The 19,785-nt window shown below is 71.8% G+C and carries 19 protein-coding genes; 8 read left to right on the top strand and 11 right to left on the bottom strand.

What is annotated here, in order from left to right; translation table 11 throughout:
• Nucleotides 1-35 precede the first annotated feature (35 nt).
• Nucleotides 36-590 carry a VanZ family protein gene (locus tag IEY78_RS09590; RefSeq protein WP_189097205.1) on the top strand — a complete coding sequence of 185 codons (555 nt, stop codon included), beginning with the start codon at nt 36-38 and terminating at the stop codon, nt 588-590.
• A 45-nt stretch (nt 591-635) separates the two neighbouring features.
• The gene (locus IEY78_RS09585; protein ID WP_189097204.1) at nt 636-845 is read left to right on the top strand and encodes a PspC domain-containing protein; all 210 of its coding nucleotides are present in this window, start codon (nt 636-638) and stop codon (nt 843-845) included.
• A gap of 201 nt (nt 846-1,046) precedes the next feature.
• Here the strand turns inward: IEY78_RS09585 and IEY78_RS09580 are convergent, their stop codons facing one another.
• Together IEY78_RS09580 and IEY78_RS09575 are read right to left on the bottom strand one after the other, a co-directional pair.
• The gene (locus IEY78_RS09580; RefSeq protein WP_189097203.1) at nt 1,047-1,331 is read right to left on the bottom strand and encodes a hypothetical protein; all 285 of its coding nucleotides are present in this window, start codon (nt 1,329-1,331) and stop codon (nt 1,047-1,049) included.
• A 142-nt stretch (nt 1,332-1,473) separates the two neighbouring features.
• Nucleotides 1,474-2,634, bottom strand: a complete 1,161-nt coding sequence (locus IEY78_RS09575) for an adenosine deaminase (RefSeq protein ID WP_189097202.1) — start codon at nt 2,632-2,634, stop codon at nt 1,474-1,476.
• Between the two features lie 103 nt (nt 2,635-2,737).
• On the opposite strand from IEY78_RS09575, the gene IEY78_RS09570 reads away from it, so the two are divergent.
• Nucleotides 2,738-3,544 (top strand): alpha/beta fold hydrolase, encoded by an 807-nt coding sequence (locus IEY78_RS09570; protein WP_189097201.1) that lies wholly within the window; start codon nt 2,738-2,740, stop codon nt 3,542-3,544.
• A gap of 35 nt (nt 3,545-3,579) precedes the next feature.
• Here the strand turns inward: IEY78_RS09570 and IEY78_RS09565 are convergent, their stop codons facing one another.
• On the bottom strand, nt 3,580-4,593 hold the full coding sequence (locus IEY78_RS09565) for a LysR family transcriptional regulator (protein WP_229699818.1): 1,014 nt from the start codon (nt 4,591-4,593) through the stop codon (nt 3,580-3,582).
• A 62-nt stretch (nt 4,594-4,655) separates the two neighbouring features.
• On the opposite strand from IEY78_RS09565, the gene IEY78_RS09560 reads away from it, so the two are divergent.
• Nucleotides 4,656-5,978, top strand: a complete 1,323-nt coding sequence (locus tag IEY78_RS09560; protein WP_189097200.1) for an MFS transporter — start codon at nt 4,656-4,658, stop codon at nt 5,976-5,978.
• Nucleotides 5,979-6,063: 85 nt separating this feature from the next.
• On the opposite strand, the gene IEY78_RS09555 is transcribed toward IEY78_RS09560, so the two are convergent.
• From IEY78_RS09555 to IEY78_RS09520, 8 genes are all read right to left on the bottom strand, one after another.
• On the bottom strand, nt 6,064-7,341 hold the full coding sequence (locus tag IEY78_RS09555) for a thymidine phosphorylase (RefSeq protein WP_189097199.1): 1,278 nt from the start codon (nt 7,339-7,341) through the stop codon (nt 6,064-6,066).
• Nucleotides 7,342-7,550: 209 nt separating this feature from the next.
• Nucleotides 7,551-9,005 (bottom strand): hypothetical protein, encoded by a 1,455-nt coding sequence (locus IEY78_RS09550; protein WP_189097198.1) that lies wholly within the window; start codon nt 9,003-9,005, stop codon nt 7,551-7,553.
• The gene (locus tag IEY78_RS09545) at nt 8,992-9,168 is read right to left on the bottom strand and encodes a hypothetical protein (protein ID WP_189097197.1); all 177 of its coding nucleotides are present in this window, start codon (nt 9,166-9,168) and stop codon (nt 8,992-8,994) included. Before IEY78_RS09545 ends, IEY78_RS09550 begins: the two co-directional genes overlap by 14 nt.
• 396 nt (nt 9,169-9,564) lie before the next feature.
• A complete protein-coding gene (locus IEY78_RS09540) occupies nt 9,565-9,966 on the bottom strand; it encodes a cytidine deaminase (protein ID WP_189097196.1) in 402 nt (133 codons plus the stop codon).
• A complete protein-coding gene (locus IEY78_RS09535) occupies nt 9,963-11,243 on the bottom strand; it encodes an ABC transporter permease (protein WP_189097195.1) in 1,281 nt (426 codons plus the stop codon). The genes IEY78_RS09540 and IEY78_RS09535 overlap by 4 nt, the downstream gene beginning before the upstream one ends.
• Nucleotides 11,240-12,406, bottom strand: coding sequence for an ABC transporter permease (locus IEY78_RS09530; RefSeq protein ID WP_229699817.1), 1,167 nt, complete (start codon nt 12,404-12,406; stop codon nt 11,240-11,242). The genes IEY78_RS09535 and IEY78_RS09530 overlap by 4 nt, the downstream gene beginning before the upstream one ends.
• Nucleotides 12,403-13,974 (bottom strand): ABC transporter ATP-binding protein, encoded by a 1,572-nt coding sequence (locus IEY78_RS09525; RefSeq protein WP_189097194.1) that lies wholly within the window; start codon nt 13,972-13,974, stop codon nt 12,403-12,405. The genes IEY78_RS09530 and IEY78_RS09525 overlap by 4 nt, the downstream gene beginning before the upstream one ends.
• A gap of 226 nt (nt 13,975-14,200) precedes the next feature.
• Complete coding sequence (locus IEY78_RS09520) at nt 14,201-15,232, bottom strand: BMP family lipoprotein (RefSeq protein ID WP_189097193.1); 1,032 nt, start codon at nt 15,230-15,232, stop codon at nt 14,201-14,203.
• A gap of 381 nt (nt 15,233-15,613) precedes the next feature.
• Here IEY78_RS09520 and IEY78_RS09515 point away from each other — a divergent pair, with 381 nt between their 5' ends.
• From IEY78_RS09515 to IEY78_RS09505, 4 genes are read left to right on the top strand one after another with little or no spacing between them, the layout of a single operon-like run.
• The gene (locus tag IEY78_RS09515; protein WP_229699816.1) at nt 15,614-16,213 is read left to right on the top strand and encodes a bacilysin biosynthesis protein BacA; all 600 of its coding nucleotides are present in this window, start codon (nt 15,614-15,616) and stop codon (nt 16,211-16,213) included.
• On the top strand, nt 16,210-17,487 hold the full coding sequence (locus tag IEY78_RS09510) for a DUF6421 family protein (RefSeq protein ID WP_189097192.1): 1,278 nt from the start codon (nt 16,210-16,212) through the stop codon (nt 17,485-17,487). The genes IEY78_RS09515 and IEY78_RS09510 overlap by 4 nt, the downstream gene beginning before the upstream one ends.
• The gene (locus tag IEY78_RS34270; protein ID WP_229699815.1) at nt 17,484-18,503 is read left to right on the top strand and encodes a DMT family transporter; all 1,020 of its coding nucleotides are present in this window, start codon (nt 17,484-17,486) and stop codon (nt 18,501-18,503) included. Before IEY78_RS09510 ends, IEY78_RS34270 begins: the two co-directional genes overlap by 4 nt.
• On the top strand, nt 18,500-19,783 hold the full coding sequence (locus IEY78_RS09505; protein ID WP_229699814.1) for an ATP-grasp domain-containing protein: 1,284 nt from the start codon (nt 18,500-18,502) through the stop codon (nt 19,781-19,783). Before IEY78_RS34270 ends, IEY78_RS09505 begins: the two co-directional genes overlap by 4 nt.
• The last annotated feature ends 2 nt before the right edge of the window (nt 19,784-19,785 follow it).

Genomic DNA, 19,785 nt, shown 5'->3' with positions numbered 1-19,785 from the left:
GAACCGCGGCCCCCGCTCGCGGCGTCCTGGCCTGTGTGCAGCGTCATGGCCCCGGCACCACCGCCGCCCCCCGTATGCGCGTCACCGGACTCCTGCTCCTCGTGGCGCACCTGTCGATCGTCAGCTGGCTGACGCTGCGTCCCCGTACGGTGCCGTGGGTACCGGCGGCGAATCTCGAACCGCTGGCGACGATCCGAGCCGAGCTGGCGCTCCTCCCGTCGTGGGAGGCCGTGCAGCATCTGGGCGGCTCGGTGCTGCTGCTGGCGCCGCTGGGGGTGCTGCTGCCGCTCTCGGCCGGGCGCCTGAACGTTTCGCCACTGGTGTCGTTCACCCGGACCACGTTCGCCGGGGCGATGATCGCGCTGGCCATCGAGCTGCTGCAGTCGGGGATCCCCGGACGGGTCCCGGACATCGACTCGGTGCTGCTGGGCACGCTCGGCGTGGCCCTGGTGCACCTGACGGTCGTCCCGGGGACCCGGTGCCGGCTCCGCCGCCGGGAGGAGCGTCTCAGGGGCATGACCCCGAGGATCCCCAGGGTCGAACTGGCTCCGCAGGCTGATGTCCTCTCCGGCAGCCGGACCTACCTTTGAGACATCGGGGCACACGTCCCGGCACGTAGCGAAGGAGCAGCTCTCATGGCCACCGCACTGGTCCGTCCCCGCAACAACCGAATGATCGCCGGAGTGTGCGCGGGCCTGGCCCAGCGCTTCGGTACGACGCCGACGACGATGCGCGTGATCTTCGTGCTGTCGTGTCTGCTGCCCGGCCCGCAGTTCCTGGTCTACCTGGCGCTGTGGATACTCCTGCCCACCGAGGACCGCACGGCGGGCGCCGCGTCCTGGTGATCCGTCCGGCCCGGTGATCCGTCGGGCCTGGTGATACGTCGGGCCTGGTGATACGTACAGCCCGGCGATCCGGCCCGGCGGCCCCGCGGGAGGCCCGGCCCGTCCACCGGTCGCACAGCGATGCCCCGGCCCCACGCACCAGGGCGTAGGACCGGGGCACGGCGCCCGGCGCGTCCCTCACGGGGCGGGCCGGAGGGGGGTTCAGCCGCCGAGGGGGAGGTTCTTGGTGACGGCGCTGGTCGGCAGGCCGCCGAGCAGCTTGTTGCCCTGGGAGTTCATCTTGGTCTTGACGTCGTTGCCCGCCGCCTTGGTCTTGGTGAGACCGGAGACGGTCTTGGCGGCGTCCTTCACCGGCAGGTTGTGCAGCACGCCGGTGGTGTCCCCGGCGGCGACCGCCGGGGCGGCGCTGGCGACACCCGCGGCGGTGACGGCGAAGGCGGCGCCGAGCGCGGCGACACCGAGAGTCTTGATGGTTCCCTGCTTCATCGAATTACGTCCTCGTTGATGGGGGCTTGACCGGCCAATCAACCTAGTGAGGCGCCAACCCGCCCCGCAAACAGCCGCGGCGAATGGAAAAACGGCCAGTGGACAATCCACCGACCGTTGCGCTAGACGCTCGCGCTTTCCCTTACGCAGGGTCAGAACCGCTGCTCACGGCGGTCGTTGCACCTGCCGGGCGGAAGAGCCATTCGGCCCGCAGTTCCGCGTATCCGGGCTTGATGACGTCATTGATCATGCCCAGACGTTCATCGAAAGGAATGAACGCTGATTTCATCGCATTGACTGTAAACCACTGCATGTCATCGAGCGTGTATCGAAATGTCTTGACCAGGTGCTCGAATTCCCGGGACATGTTCGTGCCGCTCATGAGCCGGTTGTCGGTGTTGACCGTGAGCCGGAACTGCAGCCGCCGCAGCAGGCCGAGGGGGTGCTCCGCGTAGGAGGGGGCCGCCCCGGTCTGGAGGTTGGAGGTCGGGCACATCTCCAGCGGGATGCGCTTGTCCCGCACGTACGAGGCGAGCCGGCCGAGCTTGACCGTGCCGTCCTCGGCGACCTCGATGTCGTCGATGATCCGGACGCCGTGGCCGAGGCGGTCGGCGCCGCACCACTGCAGGGCCTGCCAGATGGACGGCAGGCCGAAGGCCTCACCGGCGTGGATGGTGAAGTGGTTGTTCTCCCGCTTGAGGTACTCGAAGGCGTCGAGGTGGCGGGTGGGCGGGTAGCCGGCCTCGGCGCCCGCGATGTCGAAGCCGACGACGCCGGTGTCGCGGTAGCGGTTGGCGAGTTCGGCGATCTCCAGGGCGCGGGCGGCGTGCCGCATGGCGGTCAGCAGCGCGCCGACGCGGATGCGGTGGCCGTTCTCCCGGGCCCGCCGTTCGCCCTCGCGGAAGCCCTCGTTGACCGCCTCGACGACCTCTTCGAGGCTCAGGCCCTGTTCGAGGTGCTGCTCGGGCGCGTAGCGGACCTCGGCGTAGACGACGCCGTCGGCGGCCAGGTCCTCGGCGCACTCGGCGGCCACCCGGGCCAGTGCGTCGCGGGTCTGCATGACGGCGCAGGTGTGCGCGAAGGTCTCCAGGTAGCGCTCCAGCGAGCCGGAGTCGGCGGCCTCACGGAACCAGACCCCGAGCTTCTCCGGGTCGGTCTCCGGCAGTCCCTCGTAGCCGTTCTCGCGGGCCAGCTCGACGACGGTGGCGGGGCGCAGACCGCCGTCGAGGTGATCGTGGAGCAGCACCTTGGGGGCACGGCGGATCTGTTCACTGGTCGGAAGGGTGGTGGTCTCGCTCGTCATTTCGGCACTCTAGCCCCTACGCGCGTAGATCTCATCGAACGATACGTAACAGTGACCCGTCCACGGGGTGGCGGGCACCCCGTGTTCTGCCATCGTTCTGGTCATGGCTCAGCAAGCACTGCCGGTGCGCGAAGCCCGGCTGGGAAAACCGCTGGGAACGAGTGGCGGGCAGGGGGCGCGCGAGGCGCTCCCGTGGAGGGGTGGCGGCCGCCGGGAGGTGGGCGGGGTCGCGCTGCTGCTGCCCGGTGGCGGGCCGACGGGGGTGCGGCGGCCGTCCCCGGTGACGGCGCTGGCGATGCGCCCGCTGGCGCTCCGGCTGGCGCGGGCGGGGCGGCCGGAGGGCCTGACCGCCCATGTCGTGCGCTACCGCCACAGCGGCTGGAACGGGAGCGCGGCGCATCCGGCGGACGATGCGGCCTGGGCCCTGGAGGAGGTCGTCCGCCGCTACGGCGATGTCCCGGTGTGCCTGGTGGGGACGGGGATGGGCGCCCGCGCCGCGCTGCACGCCGCCGGTCATCCCGCCGTCCACTCCGTGCTGGCGCTGGCGCCCTGGCTGCCCGATCCGCAGCAGGAGCGGACGCGGCCCGACCCGGTCAAGCAGCTCATCGGCCGGCAGGTGCTGCTGGTGCACGGCACCAACGACGAGCGCACCCACCCCGATCTGTCCTACCGCTACGCCGAGCGCGCCAAGAAGGTCAACCGCGACACCTGCCGCTTCGAGGTGCACTCCGACGGCCACTCGCTGCACCAGCACCGGGACGAAGTCCAGTCGTTGGCGGCCGACTTCATGCTGGGCTCGCTGTTCGCGCGGGACTTCGCCCGGCCGGTCAGGGACGCGCTGGCCGCGCCGCCGCCGCTGGGGCTGCGGATGCCGCTGGCGGCGGGCTTCGGTGCGTCGCTGAGGCGCTGAGGCGCTGAAGCACTCCCCCGCGCGGGCAACTCCCGTCACCGGAGCAGCAGTTTCCCCCGCCGGCTCAGCAGGAACTTCTTGAAGGCGGCCACCGGCGGGGTGTCCGGGTGCCCCTCCAGCCAGGCGACGCCGATCTCGCGGACCGCCCGCGGCGCGGTGACGGTCAGCTCGGCCACCCCGGGCCGCGGGACGGCGGGCGGCGGCAGCAGCGCCACCCCCAGCCCGGCCGCGACCAGTCCGCGCAGCGTCTCGGCCTCCTCCCCCTCGAAGGCGACGCGGGGCGTGAAGCCGGCCTCGGCGCACAGCGCGTCGGTGATCCGGCGCAGCCCGAAGCCGGGTTCGAGGCAGACGAACAGCTCCCCGGCCGCCTCCGCGAGCCGGATCCGCTTGCGGGCGGCCAGCGGGTGGTCGTCCGGGACGACCAGGCGCAGCTTCTGCTCGTCCAGCCGGCGGGCGACGAGATCGGGGTAGTCGGGGACCGGCGAGGTCAGGCACAGGTCGAGGTCGCCGGCGCGCAGCCGCTCGATCATCGCCTCGCCGTAGGTCTGGACGAGCTGGAAGCGCACCCGCGGGTGGTCGGCGCGGAAGCTGCGGATCAGGCCGGGCACCGTCTCGGAGCCGAGGGTGTGCAGAAAGCCGAACGCCACCTTCCCGGCCGCGGGGTCGACGTCGGCCCGTACGGATTCGGTGGCCCGCTCCAGGTCCGTCAGCGCGCGTTCGGTGGAGGCGAGGAAGGCGCGGCCCGCCGGGGTGAGGGAGAGGGTGCGGCCGTGCCGGGCGAAGAGGGCGACGCCGAGGTCGTCCTCCAGGCGGACCAGGGCGCGGCTGAGCGTCGGCTGCGGGATGCCGAGTTCGAGGGCGGCGCGGGTGACGTGTTCGTGCCGGGCGACGGCGGCGAACTGGGCGAGGCGGGGGGCGAGGACGGCCGCCCAGGAGCCGGCGGCCAGCTCGACGGGCTCCGCCTCCCCACCGCCGCGAGCTGTCTTTGTGGTGTCTTTTCTGTTGCGGCCTCGCAACAGAGACTGGCCTGAGCTGGGATCATGTGCCACAGCATGGATTATGCCGTTTCTATGCATTGGACGCATGAAACGCACAGGCCTACTTTCGAACCATGCCTCCCGCTGATACCGGGGCGTCCGTCACCGACCGTGCGGCCGCCTCTCCCCTGTCGTCCACCGGATCCTCTTCTTCCGCCGCCGCCGCGCCCGACCCGGAGTCGGCCAAGCTGCGGCCGGGCGGCCCCGGCTACCGCCGGATGAGCTTCGCCCTCTTCGCCGCCGGAGTGGCCACCTTCGCGCTGCTCTACTCCACCCAGGCACTGCTGCCCGCGATCTCCGCCGGCCTCCGGGTGAGCCCCGACCAGGCCAGCTGGACGGTGTCCGCGGCCACCTTCGGCCTGGCCCTCGGCGTGATCCCGCTGAGCGCGGTCTCCGAGCGCTTCGGCCGGCGCACGCTGATGACCGTCTCCCTCTCGGTGGCCACGCTGATCGCGATGCTGGTGCCGTTCGCCCCGTCGCTCGGCGCCCTGATCGCGCTGCGCGGCATCCAGGGCGTGGCGCTGGCCGGGCTGCCGGCCTCGGCGATGGCGTTCCTGGCCGAGGAGGTACGGGCCAAGGCCCTGATGGCGGCCATCGGACTGTTCGTGGCGGGCAACAGCATCGGCGGGATGTCCGGCCGGATCCTGACCGGCTGGGTCGCGCAGGCCTGGGGCTGGCGGGCCGCGCTCGGCGCGGTGGGTGTGCTGGCCGTGATCTGCACCGTGACGTTCCGGTTGCTGGTCCCCAAGGCCCGGCATTTCACGTCCCGTTCGGTGGGCCCGCGGACGCTGGCCCGCACCCTCGGCGGCCACCTCGCCGACCCGCTGCTGCGCCGCCTCTACGCCATCGGCGGGCTGTTCATGACGGTCTTCGGCGCGGTCTACACGGTCATCGGCTACCGCCTGGTCTCCGAGCCGTTCAACCTCCCGCAGGGCATCGTCGGTTCGATCTTCGTGGTCTACCTGGTCGGCACGGTCTCCTCGGCCGCGGCCGGCAAGCTGGTCGCCCGCACGGGCCGCCGCGGCGCCCTCTACCTGGCCGTCGGCACCACCACCACGGGCCTGCTGCTCACGCTGTCCGACTCCGTCTACACGGTCCTGGCGGGCCTCATCCTGATCACCGCGGGCTTCTTCGCGGGCCACGCGGTCGCCTCGTCCGCGGTCAGCCGCACCGCCAAGACGGCCCGCGCCCAGGCCTCGGCCCTCTACCAGTGCGCGTACTACGCCGGCAGCAGCCTGGGCGGCGCGCTCGGCGCCGCCGCCTTCCACGCCGTCGGCTGGGACGGCACCGTCCTCCTCGGCCTCGCCGCGATGGTCGGCGCCGCCTCCATCACCCTCTACGCCACCCGCCGCGCCATCACCGAACGCCGCCTCCTCCACCTCGAACAGGCCGCGTAACACCCCCCAACCGAAGGGCCCGCCCCACCTGTCCTGGTGGGGCGGGCCTTTCGCCGTCGGAGCGGCCTCCGGTCGCGGGCGCAGGTCAGGCGATGCGTTCCAGCACCACCGGGGTGGCGGCGAAAGCCGCGTCCGCGGGGCCGACGAGGACGCTGCCGTCGAGGGCCTCCAGGGCGTAGGGGAGCTTCTCGGGGGTGTCGGTGTGGAGGGTCAGCAGGGGCTGGCCGGCGGTGACCGTGTCGCCGGGCTTGGCGTGCATCTCGATGCCGGCGCCGGCCTGGACCGGGTCCTCCTTGCGGGCGCGGCCGGCGCCCAGGCGCCAGGCGGCGAGGCCGACGGCGTAGGCGTCGAGGGTGGTGAGGGTGCCGGAGGAGGAGGCGGTGACGACGTGCTGTTCGCGGGCGACCGGGAGGGTGGCGTCGGGGTCGCCGCCCTGGGCGCGGATCATGCGGCGCCAGTGGTCCATGGCGGAGCCGTCGGCCAGGGCCTTGGCCGGGTCGGCGTCCTTGAGGCCGGCCGCGTCGAGCATTTCGCGGGCGAGGGCGAGGGTGAGGTCGATGACGTCCTGGGGGCCACCGCCCGCCAGCACCTCGACGGATTCGCGGACTTCGAGGGCGTTGCCGGCGGTCAGGCCGAGCGGGGTGGCCATGTCCGTGAGCAGGGCGACCGTCTTCACGCCGTGATCGGTGCCCAACTCGACCATCGTGGAGGCGAGTTCGCGGGCGTTGTCGAGGTCCTTCATGAAGGCGCCGGAGCCGACCTTGACGTCCAGGACGAGGGAGCCGGTGCCCTCGGCGATCTTCTTGGACATGATGGAGGACGCGATGAGCGGGATGGACTCGACGGTGCCGGTGACATCGCGCAGCGCGTAGAGCTTCTTGTCGGCGGGGGCCAGGCCGTCGCCGGCGGCGCAGATGACCGAGCCGACGTCGCGCAGCACGTCCAGCATCGCGGCGTTGGAGAGCGTGGCGCGCCAGCCGGGGATGGACTCCAGCTTGTCGAGGGTGCCGCCGGTGTGGCCCAGACCGCGGCCGGAGAGCTGCGGGACGGCCGCGCCGCAGGCGGCGACGAGCGGGGCGAGCGGGAGGGTGATCTTGTCACCGACGCCGCCGGTGGAGTGCTTGTCGGCGGTGGGCCGGGGCAGCGACGAGAAGTCCATGCGTTCGCCGGACGCGATCATCGCGGCGGTCCAGCGGGCGATCTCCGTGCGGTTCATGCCGTTGAGGAAGATCGCCATCGCCAGGGACGACATCTGCTCGTGGGCGACCTCGCCACGGGTGTAGGCGTCGATCACCCAGTCGATCTGGGCGGGGCTCAGCTCGCCGCGATCGCGCTTGGTACGGATGACGGAGATGACGTCCATGGACGGTTCCTTTCGAACGGGTAGGTCCGTTCTACACGCATAGACGGCGGGGTGGCCAGGGGCATCGGGCGACCGCCCCTGGGGGTGGCGGCAGGGGGGTCGCCGTGCCGGGCCGACGGTGTTCAGCTACAGCGTCCAGCGGTGGATCTGCCCGTTCGGTGGCGTGTAGGTCACGGTCCGCTCGGCGGGACGCTTCCCTCCGCGGGACCTCAGGCCGGATCCGCCCCGTTCGAGGACATGGCCGAGCGCACGGCCGACGGGTACGGGGAGTTCATCGCGACATGGCCGAGAGCCAGCCCGGCGACGGCGCCGGCGATGCCGGTCGCCCAACGCCAGACGCCCGTGATGTCAAAGGTCAGCAGCGCGGCGCAGCCGATGAGCACCGCGCCGAGAACCAGCGCGGACGGTGCCACGTAAAGCAGCCAGGCGGAGTGCGGGTCCCAGAGCCGCAAAGGGCGCGGCTCGCTATTGCCCCCGACGGTCTTTTCGACCGCGATCCCCTCTCCGGCCAGCATCTGCGCATCGTCGGCCTTGAGCATTCCGTGCATCACCCAGCCGTCGTCGGACACCAGCGCCGCCGGGGTGGCACCCGCGGAGAACCGCCCGCCACCGGCGCCGCGCCGGGCGTCCCAGCACAGCCACAGGTGCTGCCCTGTCAGAGAATCGGGGACGTGCTCTTCTGTGACATCGGCCAGGAAATGCGCCGTGCGGGATGACGCGGTGACGATTTTCAGGCACTGCTCTTCAGCGGAGTCCCGCCGCCAGAGATCGGGTCCCAGGCACTTCCCGCGTACGGCCCTGTCGGCAGGCCCCAGCCGGGAGAAGGAACGGAATCCACGGCGCACGGACAGCACGACCACGGAGAGGACGATTCCCGCGGCCCAGGCGACGCCGATGATCCAGACGCGGCCGGTCCCCATCGTGGCTCCGTCCAGCGCGTCACCGAGGCTGCGCTCGTCCCCCGCGACGGCGCCCAGCCCGGGACGCGTCGGGGCGTAGAGGACCGAGGCCTTTCCCCCCGCGTGCGGACGGTCGGGCGTGACCAGTTGGACCGTTGCCGCCACCGGTCGGCCGCCCGCCTTCGGGGCAAGCCGGACGACGGCCGTCGAGGTGTAGTAGTCGTGGCCCTTGCTCGGATCATGCAGCCGGACATCACCGGCCTTCTCGATCGGTACGACCGCGAACTCCGCCCCGGCATCGACGATCCGCTGCATGCGTTCCGGCCGCTGGGGCGCCCCTGTCACCAGGGCGAAAAGGGTCACCAGCACCGTGCAGACCCCTAGGTACCACGCGAGGGAGCGCGCCTGCATGCCCCGACGCGAGGGCAGCACCCGGGGCGGCCCGTCCGGTTCCACGGCGTCAGGTCCGCCCGCCGCCGTTCCCCCCGAGAACTCGGCGACGGAGATCGCGGCGTACGGCCGCCGGCCACCTGCCGCGCGCCGGCACACGGCGATGCCGCCGACGCAGGCCAGTGCGCACCCCAGCGCGACAAGGATCGCCGTCCGGCGCGGCTGGGGATCCGGCCAGAAAAGCCAGAGCGGCAGGACGGAGAGGGCGGCTGCCAGCCCCCATGCGCCGAGCCATGTCCCGGCTCGGCGCGGGCCCGCGCTCACCCGTCGAAGGGCGGGCGCGGCCCTGGTTGCGGTGTGATCAGCCGAAGACATCGCGTACCTCATCGGTTGTGGTCTCGTTCCGGCCCTTGGTGCCCTGCTTGGCCGCCGTCCGGCCTTCCTTGGTGCTCTCGTCCACGTCGCCGAAACCGTCCTTGCCCTCATTGCCCGCGACGCCTCCTGCAACGGGGACGACGGTGCCCCATGCGGTGTCCATGTTCGCCTCATGGTTCGCGGGAGTGGGCCTCTCCATCGCCTCGACGAGGGCCGGGGCCATCACCTGGGGGCCACGTTCGCGCCCTGCATGGCCTCTTGGGTGAGCAGAGGCCATGGATCAGCAGCCCTGGGCAACCCTGCGGATGGAAGGTCGCGGCGAACGTCCGGCGGGCTGGTGGCGGATGCGCAGAGGAGTGTGCGGAGTGAGGGGCGAGTCCTCGGCTCGGTGGCCGAAGAGCTGGATTTGGTGTGTATTTCGCCCTGTTGGTACTGGACGCCAGGCGACGTCCCGCGCTTAGCCCGCCTGCGAGCCGGTGCGGCTCTTCGGTCGCCTTCTTCCGGACCGTGACATGTGTCGGCCTGCACCGGCCCGCGGGGCGTTCAGCGCCCTCGTGCGTCAGGAAGCCAAGTGGCCCGGCCCGAATGCATCCGGCAGCAGCTCAGACAGCGGTCGGATGCCCGCCGCCGTGTCGCAGAGGAGGTCCGGGCCGCCGTGTTCCCAGAGGAGTTGGCGGCAGCGGCCGCAGGGGACTAGGAGGGTGCCGGTGCCGTCGACGCAGGTGAAGGCGGTGAGGCGGCCGCCGCCGGTGGCGAACAGGGCGGAGATCAGGCCGCATTCGGCGCAGAGGGAGAGGCCGTAGGAGGCGTTTTCGACGTTGCAGCCGGTGATGGTGCGGCCGTCGTCGACGAGGGCGGCGGCGCCGACGGGGAAGCCTGAATAAGGGGCGTAGGCCCGGGACATCGCGTCCCGGGCCTGCGCGCGCAGTGCGGTCCAGTCGACCGGCACCGTGGGTGTCATGTGCCTTGTCCTCGGCGGTAGGGCCTGCCGTTCGCCTTCGGGGGCCGCAGTCGCTGGGCGGAGAGGGCGAGGACGAGCAGGGTGGCGATGTACGGGCTCGCCTCGACCAGTTCCAGCGGAACGGTGTCGGCCAGGAAGTACCAGCCTATGAGGACGGCGGCGGCCAGCGCCGACAGCGCGGCCTGGGTGCGCTTGGCGGCGCGCAGCTTCAGCAGCGCGATCACCGCGAGCAGGGCGGCCAGGCCCAGCAGCAGGGCGTGGACGGTCGGGCCGCCGCTGCGCAGCTGCATGGCGTCCATGAAGCCGAACAGGCCCGCGCCCATCGCGACGCCGCCCGGCCGCCAGTTGCCGAAGATCATCGTGGCGAGGCCGATGTAGCCGCGGCCGCCGGTCTGGCCGTCCTGGTAGAAGTGCACCCCGATGGAGAGGAAGGCACCGCCGAGGCCGGCCAGCGCGCCGGAGACCAGGACCGCCGCGTACTTGTACGAGTAGACGTTGACGCCCAGCGACTCGGCCGAGACCGGGGCCTCGCCGCAGGAGCGCAGCCGCAGGCCGAACGAGGAGCGCCACAGCACGTAGAAGGTGCCGACGAACAGGCCGATGGTCAGCAGCGTCAGCCAGGAGACGTTGGTGACGGCCGCGCCGAGGATGCCGGCCAGGTCCGAGACGAGGAACCAGTGGTGGCCCTCGACGGAGTTCAGCCAGTCCGACAGGCCGGGGACGGTGAAGCTCGGCATGTCGGGCATCGGCGGGGACTGCTTGTCGTTGCCGCCGGCCAGCATGGCCGCGCTGCCCTCCTGGCCGAACCACAGGGTGGCCAGGTACTGGGTGGCGCCGAGCGCCAGGATGTTGACCGCGACGCCGGAGACGATGTGGTCGACGCCGAAGGTGACGGTGGCGATCGCGTGGATGAGGCCGCCGAGCGCGCCGCCGATGACGCCGGCCAGCGCCGCGGCCCAGGGGCCGTGCTGCCAGCCGATCCAGCCGGCCGCGAACGAGCCGAGCATCATCATGCCTTCGAGGCCGATGTTGACCACGCCGGCCCGCTCGGACCACAGTCCGCCCAGGCCCGCCAGGCCGATCGGCACGGCGGCGCTGAGTGCGGCGCCGAACTGGCCGGTGGAGGTGAGGTCCGCGGTGCCGGTGACGGCCCGCAGGACGGAGACCGCGACCAGCGCGCCGGCGATGATCAGCAGGATCCAGGGGTAGGTCAGCTTGCGCCGCCCGCTCTTCCCGGGGACCGCGAGCTTCGTCGCGGTCTTGAGGTCCGTACTCACGCCGACACCTCCGGCTTGTTGTCCGACTTGTCGGCGGTGGACAGCGCGGCCAGCTCCTCGCCGACCTTGCGCTGCTGCAGGCGCAGCCCGTAGCGGCGCACGATCTCGTAGGCGATGACGACGCAGAGCACGATGACGCCCTGGATGACGCCGACGATCTCCTGCGCGTAGCCCTCGAACTCCAGGCGGGAGCCGGTGCGGTCGAGGAACGCCCACAGCAGGGCGCCGAAGGCCATCCCGACCGGGTGGTTGCGGCCGAGCAGGGCGATGGCGATGCCGGTGAAGCCGATGCCGGCCGGGAAGTCCGTGCCGTACTGGAAGGACTCGCCGAGCAGGGTGGGCATGCCGACCAGGCCGGCCGCGGCACCCGACAGCAGCATGCTGCTGACGACCATGCGCTTGACGCTGACGCCGCTGGCCTCGGCGGCCGACTCGGAGGCGCCGACGGCGCGCAGGTCGAAGCCGAAGCGGGTGCGGTTGATGCCGAACCAGTACAGCGCGCCGGCCAGCACCGCGATCACCACGAAGCCGTAGACCGGCTTGGGGTGGGTGGGGAAGGAGAAGAAGTGGCTGGATTCCGGGAGGAACTTGGTGTGCAGGAGGTTGCCGTCCTTGATGGCGAGGCGGCCGTCCTGCAGGAAGTAGCCGATGATCGAGGCGGCGATGGCGTTCAGCATGATCGTGGTGATCACTTCGCTGACGCCGCGGGTGGTCTTCAGCAGACCCGCGATGCCCGACCAGAGGGCGCCCACCAGCATCGCGATGACGATGAGCAGGATGATCTGGATCGCGCCGGGGAGGGCGATGGCCCCGCCCACGGCCGCGGCCGCGAAGGCCGCCAGGCGGTACTGGCCGTCGACGCCGATGTTGAAGAGGTTCATGCGGAAGCCGATGGCGACCGCCAGCGCCGAAAGGTAGTACGGCACCGCCTTGTTGATGATCCAGACCTGGCTGTCGCTGTAGTGGCCGTAGTCGGCCATGATCCCGTAGGCCCGGAAGGGGTTCTCGCCGGACGCGAGGAACACCAGCGAGGAGATCACTATCGCGGCGACGATGGCCAGGACGGGCGCGGCGATCGCGAGGATCACCTTGTCGCGGGTGGCGCTCCTGGCGATGGCGTCCACGGCGGGGTTCTTGGCCGGGGTCGTGGTGGAGGTGCTCACTTCTGCTCACCGCCCTGCTCGCCGGCGCCGTCCGACGCACCGTCCTGGGACGTGCGGCCTTCCGCAGCGCCGTCTTCCGTCGCGCCGTCCTCCGGCGCGGTGAGGTGGCCGCTGGCGGCACCGGTCATGGCGGAGCCCAACTCCTCCGGGGTGATGACGGCGGGATCCGCGTCCGCGACCAGCCGGCCCCGGTACATCACCCGCAGGGTGTCGGACAGCCCGATCAGCTCGTCCAGGTCGGCAGAGATCAGCAGCACCGCCAGGCCCTCGCGCCGCGCCTCGCGGATCTGCTCCCAGATCTGCGCCTGCGCGCCGACGTCGACCCCGCGGGTGGGGTGGGCGGCGATCAGCAGCTTGGGCCGGTGGCTCATCTCGCGGCCGACGATCAGCTTCTGCTGGTTGCCGCCGGAGAGCGAGGACGCGGTGACCTCGATGCCGGGCGTGCGCACGTCGTACTCGGCGACGATGCGCGCGGTGTCCTTGCGGGCGCCGGCCAGGTCGAGCAGCTTGCCCTTGCTGTTGGGCCGCTCGGTGACGTGGCCCAGGATGCGGTTCTCCCACAGCGGGGCTTCCAGCAGCAGGCCGTGGCGGTGGCGGTCCTCGGGGATGTAGCCGACGCCGCCCTCGCGCCGGGCGCGGGTGGAGGCGCCGGACAGGTCCGTGCCGTCCAGGACGACGGTGCCGTGGTCGGGGGTGCGGGTGCCCATGACGGCCTCGACCAGCTCGGCCTGGCCGTTGCCCTCGACACCGGCGACGCCCAGCACCTCGCCCTTGTGGATGGTGAAGGAGATGCCGTCCAGGACGGTGCGGACGACGCCGTCGGAGTCGGTCGCGGACAGGTGGAGATCGCGTACCCGCAGCATCTCCTGGTCCGTGACGGTCGACTCGCGGGTCTCCGGCGAGGGGAGTTCGCTGCCGACCATCAGCTCGGCGAGCTGCTTGGGGGTGGTCTCGGACGGCTCGACCGAGGCCACGGTCGTGCCGCGCCGGATGACGGTGATGTCATCGGCGACCGAGAGCACCTCGCCCAGCTTGTGCGAGATGAAGATGACGGTCAGGCCCTCGGACTTGAGCTCGCGCAGGTTGTCGAAGAGCGCGTCGACCTCCTGCGGGACCAGGACCGCGGTCGGCTCGTCGAGGATGAGGGTGCGGGCGCCGCGGTAGAGGACCTTGAGGATCTCCACCCGCTGGCGGTCGGCCACACCGAGGTCCTCGACCAGCACGTCCGGGCGGATGTGCAGCCCGTAGGCGTCGGAGAGCTCCTTTATCCGGGCGCGGGCGCCGGCACCGATGCCGTGCAGCTTCTCCGCGCCGAGGACGGTGTTCTCCAGGACGGTGAGGTTGTCGGCCAGCATGAAGTGCTGGTGGACCATGCCGATGCCGCGGGCGATGGCGTCGCCCGGGGTCTGCAGGGTGACCTGCTCGCCGTCCAGCGCGATGCTGCCCTCGTCCGGCTTCTGCATGCCGTAGAGGATCTTCATCAGGGTGGACTTGCCGGCACCGTTCTCGCCGCAGAGGGCGTGGACGGTACCGCGGCGCACGGTGAGATGGATGTCGTGGTTGGCCACGACGCCGGGGAACCTTTTGGTGATTCCGCGGAGTTCTACAGCGGGGGCGTCCGGGCCGGCCGGGCCACTGCTCGTGGATGCTGCGTTGATGGCGCACTCCCCTCGGGGATGACGGTGCGGAAAGGACGAAGAGCGGGAAAGCGGGACCGGAAGGTCGCAGCGGACGCGGGGGCCTTCCCCCGGGGGCGTCCCGGGGTGGACCGTCGTCCCTGGCTGCGGCGTCTGACTACGGCGTCTCCTTGACCTTCACCTTGCCCTCGATGATCTTCTTCCGGGCCGCGTCGATCTGCGGCTCGATGTCCTTGATGAAGCCGCCCGAGGTGGCGAGCGAGACGCCCTGGTGCTTGAGGTCGTAGGCGTGGATGCCGGTCAGCGGCTTGTGCGCCTCGTAGCTCTTGATCAGGTCGAACACGGCCACATCGACGTTCTTCACGACCGAGGTCAGGATGTGGTCCTTGTACTGGGCCAGACCGGGCTGGCGGTACTGGTCGGAGTCCACGCCGATCGCCCAGACGCCCTTGTGCTTGCTGATCTCCTCGATGGAGCCGGCGCCCGACTGTCCGGCCGCCGTGTAGATCACGTCGATGCCGCTGTCGATCATGCCCGCGGCCTTCGCCTTGGCGGCAGCCGGGTCGTTGAAGCCCTTGTCGTTGTTCGGGTAGAGGTACTGCGAGACGACCTTGGTCTTCGGGTCGGTGTCGCGTACGCCCTGCTCGAAGCCGGCCTGGAACTTCTGGATCAGCGCGTTGTTCACGCCGCCGATGAAGCCCACATTGTGGGTCTTGCTCTTCAGCGCCGCGGCGACGCCGGCCAGGTAGGAGCCCTCGTGCTCGGCGAAGACCATGGCGTCGACGTTCTTGCCCTGGGGCACGGCGTCCACGACACCGAAGGTGGTGGCGGGGAAGTCCTTGGCGACGTTCTGCACGGACTGGCTGTAGGCGAAGCCGACGCCGATGACCGGGTTGTAGCCGGCCTCGGCGAAGGACGACAGCCGCTGCTCGCGGTCCGCCTCGGTCTCGCCGTTCTTGGCGGTGAGCATCTTGACCTTGACGCCCAGCTTCTTCTGGGCGTCCTCGGTACCGCGGGCGGCCGCCTCGTTGAACGAGTGGTCGTCCCGGCCGCCGATGTCGAAGGCCAGTCCGACACCCGCGTGCTTGGCGCGATTGGCCTCGGCGAAGCTCTGTCCGCACGCGGTGGCGGTGAACGCGAGACACGTGGTGGCGGTAGCCGCGGCGGCAATCCTGATGACCCGACGCACGGGGCCTTCCCTTCGCTCTAAGCGCCCCCTTTGGCGCTGGCTTGTGGGAGATTAACGCGCGTAGACCTGGCGCAAAACCCTCCACTGCGCGGACGTTATCGATTCGAGGCGTAGGGGCCCTCGCGCCGCCGGCCGCGGAAGCGGCGCACACCGCCGTCCACGGAAAGCCGGACTTTCACCGGCACGACATATTTGTCCCTACTTGTGCATTTGAAATGCAAGAAGCGGTACCAGATCCCTTGCACGGGACAGCCCCGGCTTGTTTGATCTTCTCTGTTGGGCGTCGTGCCGTTTGCCGACGCCCCGGGCCGGTGAGATCCACCGGCCCTCACGGGGATCCGGCCCCTGGCCTCACCAGGGACCGCGTCAGCAGGGGGAATCATGACCATGGCCACTGAGCCGTGCCGCCGTACGGGCATAGGCGCGGACCGCATCCGCCACGTCCACACACTCGGCCCGCACGGGACGAATCTGGAGACCGCCGCCCACGAGTGGCTGCACCGCCGGGGCATCGACGGGACGGTCGAACTCCACCCGTCGCTGGAGGCCGCCCTGGACGCGGTGCCCGACGACGGGGAGCACGCGCTGGCGGCCTGCGCGGTCTACCCGGCGCTGCACACCCTGACGTTCTCGAACCTGCACCGGCTGCACATGGTCGACAGCTTCCTCATGCCGACCCACAACATGGTCCTGGCCAGCGCGGGAGCAAGTGCCCCGGCCACCGTCTCCACCCACCCCGCCCCGGTCGGACTGGTGCCCGCCGAGGCCGGGTCCCGGCTGGTGCCGAGCAATTCCCAGGCCGCCATCGACTGCGCGGCGGGCCGCAGCGAGGGGTGCATCACGACCATCGTCGCCGCCGAGCGGTACGGGCTGCGCGTCCTGCGGGACTTCGGCCCGGTGCCGATGATCTTCACCATCCACCAGGTGTTCGCGGTGGACGCGCCGGCCGGCCGGCTGGAGACCGCCGGAGCGCAGCTGTGACGACCGCGCCGGCCCATGCCCCGCTCGGCGCCGCCCTGCGGGCCGAGGCCGCGGACCTCGCGGCCTCCCTCATCCCCAAGGTCAACCGCTTCCGGCTGCGCCAGGCCGACAACGGCGCGGTGCCCGAGCCGGGCGCCGCCGACCGGGAACTGCTCACCGCGATCCGGGACGAGGCGACCGCCTGGTACGGCCGCAACGGGCACGCCCGGCAGGCCGACGCGCTGGCCGACGACGTGGACGACTGGCTGGCCGAAGGCCTCGACCGGGCACCGCACTTCGCCCGCTCCCGGGACGCGCTCCGGCCGCCGGAGGACGGGGCGCCGGTGTTCTTCCTGGCTCCCGCGCAGAGCACCAACAGCGTGCCGCCGGTCGGCAAGCGCCTCGACTGCTTCTTCGCGCTGCGCAAGGAGCCCGCCGCGCTGCCGCGACTGGCCGCGGACTTTCCCCACCCCAGGAACAACTGCCAGTCGCTGGTGCTGATCGCGGGCAGCCACGGCTTCGCGCACGGCAACTGCATCGTGTTCTTCCCCGAGAACGTGGCCGCGCGCGACAAGGTCGAAGAGCAGGCGTACGCGATGTTCTTCTACAACAAGATGCGGAAGATCCACGAGACGTACGCCCTGCCCGGTGCCGAGGCGGTGCTCACCGCCGACTCCGTGCCGCGGGCCTCGTCCGGCCTGGCCCCGGAGGTCTGCTTCGAGGCCCGCGCGATCTGGGGCTATCTGCACGACTCCCTGCATTACCAGGGGCGTTGGCCGTTCGATCAGCACATCGCGCTGAAGATGAACTGGTTCGTGGGCCTCCTGGAGGAGACCAAGGTCGACGCCAGGACCGTCCTCGCGTGTGCGGACGGCGGGGTGCCGTTCGCGCAGGAGCAGATCGACATGATCCTGCTGGAGCGCGTCTTCCGCTATCCGCTGGCGGACGACGCGACCCGCAACTTCGACTCCGGCACCGGCGTCTTCCTCTACTCCTGGCTGCGCGAGCACGGCGCGCTGACGGGCTCGCCCGAGGGCGGCGGGCTGCTGCGGCTGGACCGGGACAAGGCGCTCGACGCCCTGCGCCAGTACGTGGCCACCGTCGAGGAGTTGGAGGAGCGGGTCACCACCGACGACGAGTACCGGGCCGCCGCGAAGGCCCTGGTCCGCAGCTATCTGCCGGAGGGCGAGGCCAAGCAGCGCTACCGCTTCACCGAGGACCAGCGCGTCCTGCTGCGGGCCAAGCAGCAGCTGGCCGGGCTGCCGCCGCTGCGCTTCGCCGAGGCGGAGTGGTGAGCCCGGCTGGGCCCCGTGCGGGCCGCGACGACCGCCTGGTGGTGCCCGTCCTGTCGTGCCTGATGGTGCTGCTGCTGGCGACCGGGTGGGTGGTGTCCGGGAAGCTGGTCAGCGACACCCCGCCGCTGGCCGTCGCGGCCGGCCGCACCGCGGCGAGCTTCGTGGCGATCAGCGCGCTCTCCGCGCTGCGGCCCCGGACCTGGCCCGCGATCCGGGCCGGCGCCGGCCGGTGGCGGGCCGTCGCGCTCCTCGCCTTCCTGGGCTTCTTCGCCTACTACACGGGGACGCTGCTCGGCGTCGACCGGATCGGCGCGTCCCGGGTGGGCCTGGTGGTGTCCCTCCTGCCGTGCCTCACCTTCGCCATCGGCATCGTGGCCTTCCGCGAACAGGCGGGGCTCCGCAAGGTCGTGGGAGCCGTCCTCGCGGTCGCCGCGGCGCTCGGCTACGCGCTGGGCGAGGGCCCGGCGGACGGCGGAGCCGGCGGCGGGGTGCTGGTCACCGGCGTCCTGTTCGCCCTCGCCGGCACGTTCGCCTACGCCCTGTACGGCTACGTCTACCGCCAGCACATGTCCGACGTGCCCCCCATCGCCGCGCTCCCCGCGGTCACCGGCGCGGGCACGGCCATGCTGGGGCTGGCCGCCGTCGTCCTCGTACCGCTGGGCACCATCAGCGCCGGTCAGTGGGCGGGCGTCGCGGCGCTCGGCGCGGTGCTCACCGCGCCCGTCTTCCTGCTCTCCCATGAACTGATCCTGCGCAAGGGCCCGTTGTTCACCTCCGCCGTCGCCCTGACCGTGCCGTTCCTGGTGCGGCTGGGCGAGTGGGCGTGGGGCGAGGCGCCCGCGCCGGGCCCGGTGGACTTCCTGTTCCTGGTGCTGTGCGCCGTGGGCGTGTGGATGACGGTCGCCGCGACGCCCCCGGCGCCCGCCGCGACGCCCGCCGCGACGCCCGCCGCGACGCCCGCCGCGGCGGACCACCAGCCCCTGAGCCCGGCCGAACCCGAGAGAAGCACCTCGTGACAGCAGCACACGCACCGCGCCCCACCGTCGTCCTGGTCTACCAGCGCACCTCGCTCCCCTGGGTCTTCGACAGCGCGCGGAAGGCCGGCATCGACCTGGTCCTGGTCCCGCGCCCCGACGAGCCCGTCTCCCCCGACCGGCTGCCGCCCGGCGTGGTGGAGGTGCTCCCCCTGGACGTGGAGGGCGATCCGGCCGCGGCCCTGGCCGCCCTGCGCGCACGGCACAGCAGCAGGCCGTTTGACGGAATCACCACGCTCTACGACCCGGCGGTGCCGTTCGTCGCCGACGCGGCCGAGGTGCTCGGGCTGCCCGGGCTCGGCGGTGGCACCGCGCGGGCCGTGCAGGACAAGCGGCTCATGCGCCGCCGCCTGGCCGAAGCGGGGCTGAACGTCCCCGGTTTCGTCGTCCTGGACGAGCCCGGCGCCTCCGCCGCGGCCGCCCGGCTCGACTTCCCGGTGGTGGTCAAACCGGCCAACGGCTTCTCCAGCCTCGGCGTGACCAAGGCCGACAGCCCCGAGCGGCTCGGCGCCGTGGTGGACGAGGTGTGGCAGGTCTGCCGGAGCAAGTTGCACCAGGTCACGGGACTGGTCGTCGAGGAGTTCCTGGACGGCCCGGAACTCGCCGTGGAGTCCCTCGCCCACCGCGGCACGGTCCAAGTGCTGACCATCGGATACAAGGGCGAGCCGGTCGGCCCGCACTTCGAGGAGGGCGTCTACCGCGCCCCGGCGCCGCTCGCGCCGCAGGTCCAGGACGCCGTGGTGCGCGAGGTCGTCGCGGCCCACGCGGCGCTCGGGGTGACCGACGGCCCGACCCACACCGAGCTGCGGCTGCGCGGCGGTGAGCGCCCCTACCTGCTGGAACTCGGCGCCCGCATCGGCGGTTCGGGCGTCTCCCACTACATCGCCGAGCACGTCACCGGGACCGATCTGGCCGCTGACGCGCTGCGCCTGGCCGCGGGCCTCGCCCCGCGCTCGCTGCCCGACCCGGACCAGCGGCCGGCCCGGGCGAGGGGCGCGGCGGCCAACTACATCGTGCCGTGCGGGGGCGCGGGACGGATCACCGCCCTCCACGGGCTGGCGGAGGTGGCCGCCGACCCCCGGGTGGACCATGTCGTCCAGATGCTGCACCCGGGCGATGTCGTGCGCCCCTACCCCGACTTCACCGGCTATCCGGCGTTCATCCTCTCCCACCACCCGTCCACGAAGGACGCGGAGGAGTTCCACCGGGACCTCGCAGACCTCATCCGTATCGACTACGCACCGGCAGGGGACGCACAGTGAGC

The sequence above is a fragment of the Streptomyces kronopolitis genome (assembly GCF_014646275.1).
GTDB lineage: Bacteria > Actinomycetota > Actinomycetes > Streptomycetales > Streptomycetaceae > Streptomyces > Streptomyces kronopolitis.
Note: the sequence above shows the minus strand (reverse complement) of the source record. Positions and strands in the feature narration are given on the sequence as shown.